The sequence below is a fragment of the Actinomadura darangshiensis genome (genome assembly GCF_004349235.1).
GTDB classification, from domain to species: Bacteria; Actinomycetota; Actinomycetes; order Streptosporangiales; family Streptosporangiaceae; genus Spirillospora; species Spirillospora darangshiensis.
In genome coordinates this window covers 1-5,622 of record NZ_SMKY01000439.1, presented here as the reverse complement: position 1 = coordinate 5,622, position 5,622 = coordinate 1, and the positions used below count along the sequence as shown (strand labels likewise).

General features: G+C 74.7%; 11 protein-coding genes. 1 reads left to right on the top strand and 10 read right to left on the bottom strand.

Annotated elements, in window-relative coordinates; translation table 11 throughout:
* Nucleotides 1-313: GntR family transcriptional regulator (locus tag E1293_RS43955; protein WP_132205597.1), on the bottom strand; the 313-nt coding region annotated here is incomplete at its 3' end.
* 28 nt (nucleotides 314-341) lie between these two features.
* Here E1293_RS43955 and E1293_RS43950 point away from each other — a divergent pair.
* On the top strand, nucleotides 342-1,232 hold the full coding sequence (locus E1293_RS43950) for a methyltransferase domain-containing protein (RefSeq protein ID WP_132205595.1): 891 nt from the start codon (nucleotides 342-344) through the stop codon (nucleotides 1,230-1,232).
* On the opposite strand, the gene E1293_RS48245 is transcribed toward E1293_RS43950, so the two are convergent.
* The 9 genes from E1293_RS48245 to E1293_RS43905 all read right to left on the bottom strand — a co-directional run bounded on the left by E1293_RS48245 (nucleotide 1,186) and on the right by E1293_RS43905 (nucleotide 5,436).
* Nucleotides 1,186-1,659: a gas vesicle protein K gene (locus E1293_RS48245; protein WP_165978680.1), complete on the bottom strand. Its 474-nt coding sequence runs from the start codon at nucleotides 1,657-1,659 to the stop codon at nucleotides 1,186-1,188. The genes E1293_RS43950 and E1293_RS48245 overlap by 47 nt on opposite strands.
* Complete coding sequence (locus tag E1293_RS43940) at nucleotides 1,656-1,862, bottom strand: gas vesicle protein (protein ID WP_243717463.1); 207 nt, start codon at nucleotides 1,860-1,862, stop codon at nucleotides 1,656-1,658. Before E1293_RS43940 ends, E1293_RS48245 begins: the two co-directional genes overlap by 4 nt.
* Nucleotides 1,859-2,713: a GvpL/GvpF family gas vesicle protein gene (locus E1293_RS43935; protein WP_132205593.1), complete on the bottom strand. Its 855-nt coding sequence runs from the start codon at nucleotides 2,711-2,713 to the stop codon at nucleotides 1,859-1,861. The genes E1293_RS43940 and E1293_RS43935 overlap by 4 nt, the downstream gene beginning before the upstream one ends.
* Nucleotides 2,710-3,126 carry a gas vesicle protein gene (locus E1293_RS43930; RefSeq protein WP_481726113.1) on the bottom strand — a complete coding sequence of 139 codons (417 nt, stop codon included), beginning with the start codon at nucleotides 3,124-3,126 and terminating at the stop codon, nucleotides 2,710-2,712. The genes E1293_RS43935 and E1293_RS43930 overlap by 4 nt, the downstream gene beginning before the upstream one ends.
* Nucleotides 3,127-3,132: 6 nt before the next feature.
* Nucleotides 3,133-3,393 carry a gas vesicle protein GvpO gene (gene gvpO / locus E1293_RS43925; protein ID WP_132205599.1) on the bottom strand — a complete coding sequence of 87 codons (261 nt, stop codon included), beginning with the start codon at nucleotides 3,391-3,393 and terminating at the stop codon, nucleotides 3,133-3,135.
* Between the two features lie 11 nt (nucleotides 3,394-3,404).
* On the bottom strand, nucleotides 3,405-3,656 hold the full coding sequence (locus E1293_RS43920; protein WP_132205591.1) for a gas vesicle protein GvpG: 252 nt from the start codon (nucleotides 3,654-3,656) through the stop codon (nucleotides 3,405-3,407).
* Nucleotides 3,657-3,662: 6 nt separating this feature from the next.
* On the bottom strand, nucleotides 3,663-4,475 hold the full coding sequence (locus tag E1293_RS43915) for a GvpL/GvpF family gas vesicle protein (protein ID WP_132205589.1): 813 nt from the start codon (nucleotides 4,473-4,475) through the stop codon (nucleotides 3,663-3,665).
* Complete coding sequence (gvpJ, locus tag E1293_RS43910; protein WP_132205587.1) at nucleotides 4,475-4,918, bottom strand: gas vesicle protein GvpJ; 444 nt, start codon at nucleotides 4,916-4,918, stop codon at nucleotides 4,475-4,477. Before gvpJ ends, E1293_RS43915 begins: the two co-directional genes overlap by 1 nt.
* 134 nt (nucleotides 4,919-5,052) lie before the next feature.
* Entirely contained in the window at nucleotides 5,053-5,436 is a 384-nt protein-coding gene (locus E1293_RS43905) for a hypothetical protein (RefSeq protein ID WP_132205585.1), read from the bottom strand.
* Nucleotides 5,437-5,622 lie beyond the last annotated feature (186 nt).

Below are 5,622 nucleotides of genomic sequence, written 5' to 3'. Positions count from 1 at the left end.
GGGCGGGGGTGGTGAGGGGTGCGGCGACGACGACGGTGCCGGCGCGGCCGCGTCCGGCGAGGTGGCCTTCGTCGGTGAGGCGCTGGTAGGCCTCGGTGACCACGCCGCGGGAGACGCGCAGTTCCGCCGCCAGGACGCGGGTGGCGGGCAGCCGGCCGCCGACGGGCAGGCGGCCGTCGGCGATGGCGTCGCGGAGCCGCCCGGCGAGCCAGTCGGCGAGGCCGCCGGGCGGTGCGTCGGCGGGGTCGAGCTGGAGGAAGTCCGACCCCAGCGTTATGGACCGGTCGGGCTCGGCGCCTTTGGACCTGTGCATCAGGCCATTGTGGGGGGACGCTGATCCCATGGGAACCACGGTCGACGATCAGCGCGGTGATGAACGCGGCGGTTACGTGCACGGATACTCGCGGCGGGAGGCGGATCGGCTCGGCGACCAGGCCGACGCGCTCGCGGCGCTGCTGCACGACGGCACCGCCTATCCGGAGGGCAGCCGGGTGCTGGAGGTGGGCTGCGGCGTCGGCGCGCAGACCGTGCATCTGGTGGCCCGCTCCCCCGGCGCGCACCTGACCGCCGTGGACGTGTCGGCCGCCTCGCTGGACCAGGCCCGCGCCCGCGTCGCCGCGTCCCGTCCCGGCGCGGACGTCCGGTGGCGGGAGGCGGACCTGCACGACCTGCCGTTCTCCGACGCCGCGTTCGACCACCTGTTCGTGTGCTTCGTGCTGGAGCATCTGCCCGATCCGCGCGCCGCGCTGGCGGGGCTGCGGCGGGTGCTGCGGCCCGGCGGGACGCTCACCGTCGTCGAGGGCGACCACGGGTCGGCGTTCTTCCACCCCGACAGCGCCCGCGCCCGCGCCGCCATCGCCCACCAGGTCGCGTTGCAGGCCGCCGCGGGCGGGGACGCCCTCATCGGCCGGCGGCTGCGGCCGCTGCTCACCGCCGCCGGGTACCGGCGGGTCACGGCCGGGCCCCGCACCGTGTACGCCGACGGGGACCGGCCCGGTCTCGCGCGGGCGTTCACGCTCGGCACGTTCGCCGCGATGGTGGAGTCGGTCCGCGGCGACGCGGTCGCCGCGGGGCTCACCACCCCGGCCGACTTCGACCGCGGCATCGCCGACCTGCGCCGCACCGCCGCCGCGGACGGCACGTTCCACTACACCTTCTTCAAGGCGGTCGCGGTGAACCCGCCGGTCAGTCGTCGGGCAGGAGCGGGCCGAGGGGGCCCAGGTCGAGGTTGAGGTCGTGGTCGTCGAGGTCGAAGTGGTCCTTGAGGCGGGTCATCGCCTCGTCCAGCCGCATCAGTGCCAGCCCGAGGTCCTCGACCTGCCGGTCGGTGAGGTCGCCGCCCTCGGCGCGGCGCAGCGCCTGCCGCTCCATCAGCTGCCGGATGAGCTCGACGAGGGTCAGGACCAGCTTCACCAGGTCGCGTTCGACCGTCTCGGGGTCGGACCGCAGCCGCTGCATCGTCCGCGACGACCGCTCCCGCAGGTCCGGTTCGCGGGCGGGTGCGGCGCGGACCGGGGTGTGCGGGGACGATCCGCCGGTGCGCCCGGCGAGGATGTCGTCGGTGAACGGGTCCCCCGCCGCGAGGTCGCGGACGGAGGCCTCGCCGGTCACCGGCTCGCGGTCGGAGCGGGGCCGCGGACGGTCGTCTGGTCGGTTCATGGCCGGTCCTCCTCGGGGAGCAACTCGTCGCGGACGGATGTGATCAGCGCTCGCAGCGACACCTGCACCAGGTCCACGCCGGAGAGCGAGATGACCAGGTCGCCGGTGATGACGACACCGCCCGCCAGCAGCCGGTCCAGCAGGTCCACCAGCGCGATCCGCTCCATCGGGGCGTCACCGCCGTGGTCCAGGACGGCCGTCACATCGCCCCCGGCTCGATGAAGGAGTACGGCGGCCACGGCCCCGTCACCTCCACCTCGATGCCCTGCAGCCGGTCTCCCGCCGCGCGCGTCACCGCCAGGAACCCCTCCACCTGCTCCTCGTCCAGCAGGTAGGCGGCGTTGAGGATCTGCGTGCCGGTCCGGCCCGACAGGCGCGGGTCCTGCGGCGGGTGGTGCCGGGACGCCACCGCGTGGTCGGCCAGCTCGGTGTGGACGGCGTCGGCCTGCCCGCTGACCCGGCGCCCGGCGTCGGCGCGGCGGCGGCGCTCGTCCTGCCGGCGCCGCAGGTACGCGGTCCCCACCCCGCCCGAACCCGAGCCGGTGCCGGTGTTGGGGCCGGTGGAGGGCTCGGCACTCGGCGCGAGCCCCCCACCGGAATCCGTGGCGGCGGGCTCCTGCTCGCCGCGCAGCAGCTCGGCGCCGGCGTGGAGCTTGACGCCCCATTCCGAGCGTCCGGCGATGAGGTCGAGGATCTCGGTGAACCGCTCGCCCTGCGCGGTCAGCACCTCGCCGATCCGCGCGTCGTCGCGGTAGATGGTGGCGATCCGCACCGGCGCGGTCGGCGCGGCGTGCGCGGCCCGGTCCACCACGTCGTGGTGGGCGCGGGCGGTGGCCTCCAGCCACGCCAGGTCCTCCAGGTTCGCGCGCAGCGCGGCCTCCCCGTACTCGGCGAGCCGGACGGTGCTGACCAGCGCGGTCAGCCCGCCCGCCGCCACGGCGCGCACGGGCGCGCCCGCCACCCCGGCGGCGCCGCGCAGCGCGGCCGGGTCCAGGCCGCGCGCCACGCCGTACAGGTAGACGGCGGTGCCGTCGGCGGGCCGCGTCCCGGTCATGATCGGCTCTCCTTCCCCCGCGCCCCGTCACCGGGCGCGTCCGTGCCGGCGGACGCGCCCGCCTCCAGGGCGGCCAGGCGCTCGCGCAGCCGCCGGTTCTCCTCCAGCAGCCCCCGGTCGGCGCCGTCCCCGCCGGCGCCGTCCACCTCGTTCCCCCGGGCCTTGGACGACAGCGACGGGTCGTGCTCCCACCAGTCGATGCCCATCTCCTTGGCCCGGTCCACCGACGCCACCAGCAGCCGCAGCTTGATCGTCAGCAGCTCGATGTCCAGCAGGTTGATACTGATGTCCCCGACGATCACGATGCCCTTGTCGAGGATGCGTTCCAGCAGGTCCGCCAGGTTGGCCGACTGCCGCTCCCCCGGCATCGACCTGGCCGGGGACCGCTGGCCGGTCCAGGAGATATCACTCACCGCTGCTCAGCCCTTCTCCACTCGTCCGCGCAGATAGCGGCGGGCGCGCCGGTAGCCGACCAGCTCGCCGTCCGCGTCCACCTCGGTGTCGTAGGCCGCGAGGATGTCGGCGGAGTCGGGGATGCGGCGGGTCTCCACGACCTCGACCGTGACGCGCCAGCCGTCCTCGCCGGTGCGCTCCACCCCGACCACGCACTCGGCGCTCCGGCCGGTCATCGCGGTGACGTGCTCGACCGCCCGCTCGGCGGCCTTGGACGCGGACAACATCACCCGGCCTCCTATCCGCCCGCCCGGTAGCCGCGGGCGCGGCCCTCGTTCAGCCTGCGGATCAGGTCCTCCTCGCGGACCGCCGCCTCGTCCTCGGTGATCTCGCCGTCGGCGACCTGGTCGGCGACCTCCTGCATCTCCGCGGCGATCCTGCCCGGGTCGTACAGCTGCGCCTCGGCCTGCTCGGTCAGGGTCTCGGCCAGCCACACCACGCCCTTCACGGGCGCCAGCGGCAGCGTCACCAGCCCGCTGAACAGTCCCATCGCCGCTCACGCCTCCGGAACGAAGTCGTAGGGGGCGAGCGGGCCGATCAGGCGGAGCCGGATCCGGTCGCCGTGCGCCTGCCCCAGCTTGTCGACGGTCTGCTCGAACTCGGCGCGGCGGTCGGCCCGGACCAGGAACGAGACGTCCAGGACGTCCTCCTCCCGCGCCGGCGACTTGCGCGCGAACGCCTCCGCCAGCGGCGCCGCCCCGTCCAGCAGGACCTGCCCGTCGGACTCGCGGAGCCGCTCCAGCGACTGCGCGATCAGCTCACCGAGCCGGACCCGGTCGTAGTAGACCGCGTCGGCGATGTCGGGCGGCACCTCCCGGAGCCGCTGCGACAGCGCGGCGATCTCCGGCTCGGCGTCCATGATCTCCCGCAGCACCGTCTCCTGGACGTAGGTGGCCTTCAGCCGCAGCTCGACCCGCCCCTCCAGCTGGTCCAGGACCTGCCCGAGGCGCTCGGAGTTGCCGGCCAGCAGTTCCTTCTCCACGGCGGCGCGGTCGGCCAGCGCCGCCCCGAACCGGAACGGCAGCACCACGGTCCCGGCGTCGACCAGGGCGTTCAGCACCCGCTGGTGCGCGACCAGGTCGGCGCGATCACCGAGCGGCCGGTCGGCCGGCAGGTCGCTGACGATCGCGGCGCACACGCCGCCGTCCTGCACCAGCGACACCGGCCGGTCGTCCAGCCCGCCGACGTCCTGCGGCAGGGCCGTGCCCTTGCGGGTCACGCCGTACACGTACTGCGGGACCGGGCCGCCCTGCGCGGCCGGGTCCCCGGGCCCGGGGCCGGGCCCGCCGGGGGGTTGCGGCGTGGTCATTACTCCTCGTCCTCCTTCTTGCGGGACGAGCGGCGCCGCGCGGGCTGCTTGTCGTCCTCGGAGTCGTCGGAGTCGCCGGAGTCGCCGCCGAACGTCTCCTTCAGCCGTTCCTGCGCGCCCTCAAGGGCGCCGCGGGTCTTCTTCTTGGCGCCCGACTCCTGCATGCCCTCCACGAACTGCGGCAGCCCCTGCGAGGTGCCGTCGTGGGAGATGTCGAGCCGGTTGCAGGCTTCGGCGAACCGCAGGTAGGTGTCCACGCTGGCGACCACGATCCGCACGTCCACCGTGAGGATCTCGATCCCCACCAGTGAGACCCGCGCATAGATGTCGATGACCAGTCCCTTTTCCAGGATCAGGTCGACGACGTCGGCCAGGCTGCTGCCCGACCCGCCCCGCTGGACGGTGCTGGTGCCCGAAGTCTGCTGGGCTATCGGCCCAGTCATGTCATCGTCTCCTTCGCGGTGATTTCGTCAGGGGGTTTGGCATGCACCCCGGTGTACCCGTCCTGTTCTGCCTAAACGGGCGGCCTGGTTCCGGTCACTGGCCGGTCAAGGCCGGATGATGCCCGGGGGGCGGGTCAGCGCTTGCGGGCCGTGAGCCGTCCGACGACGACGCCGGCGACGGCGGCCGCGGCCACCGGGACCGCCCGCAGGAACCGGCCGAGGGTGAGGAGCTTGGCCAGCCCCGCCACCCGCCCGGGCAGCGCCGCCACCTGGCCACCGGCCTGCGCGGTCGTCTCCTGGACGCCCCGCGCCGTCTTCTGCGCGGCGCCCTTGGCGCCCGACGCGGTGCCCTTCGCGGTGTCCGCGGTGCTCTTGGTGGTGCTCTTGGCACCCTTCGCCGCGCCCGCCGCGGTGCCCTTCGCGGTCTTCTGGCCGGTCTTCTGGGCGGTGCCCGCAGCGCGGCTGGCGTTCTTGCTCGTCTTGCCGGACCCGTTGCCCGGGGCCGAGGGGGTGTCCATCGTCAGTCCTTCCATCGGGGGGTCGTCTTGCGTGCCGGCGCCGTCAGTCGCCGCGCCGGTCCGTATCGCGGCGTACCCCGCCGAGACTCCGCAAACATGACGCCGCCGGTGCGCGGACGGGGATCGGCGACGGTTGAACCCGCCCGTCCGGGTATGCCGAAGTCCCTGCCAGCCCGCCTGCCAGCC